Genomic DNA, 365 nt, shown 5'->3' with positions numbered 1-365 from the left:
AGCCTTGAGGGAAATTTCTTATCTCATCTAAGCTAAAGCTATCTTTTGAGTTTAGTGTGTCTTCGCCAACTACTTGGGAGAGAACTTTGTAGGCATTATTTACGGTTTTTAGTATATCGATGCTATCAAAAGCCCTTTGCATATAGTCAGGCTGCGTCTCTATCCTTACTAACGACTCCAGCGTACTTGAGTGGATTTTATAATTACTTGGTATGCCAGCTTGTTTATTAAACTCATCTGTAAAGTAACCATCCTTATCTACCTTGTAGCCTAAAACCTTAGAGCTTGTTTGTTTGGTGGCAACTTTGGTTGATACCTTTATGTTCTGCTCTAAATTTAAGGGGTAGCTACCAAGTGCGTTTATC

Annotated in this window: 1 protein-coding gene; it reads right to left on the bottom strand. The window is 38.4% G+C overall.

All coding sequences use genetic code 11. From position 1 onward, the window contains the following. The coding region (locus tag UNSWCS_RS12200) for a Cj0814 family flagellar-dependent secreted protein (protein WP_035144236.1) at positions 1-364 on the bottom strand (364 nt) is incomplete at its 3' end. Position 365 lies beyond the last annotated feature (1 nt).

Origin of the sequence: Campylobacter concisus UNSWCS (genome assembly GCF_000466685.1) — a bacterium.
In the GTDB taxonomy this organism is placed as follows: Bacteria; Campylobacterota; Campylobacteria; order Campylobacterales; family Campylobacteraceae; genus Campylobacter_A; species Campylobacter_A concisus_A.
The sequence above is the reverse complement of the archived record's forward strand: the minus strand, read 5'-3'. Positions and strand labels throughout refer to the sequence as shown.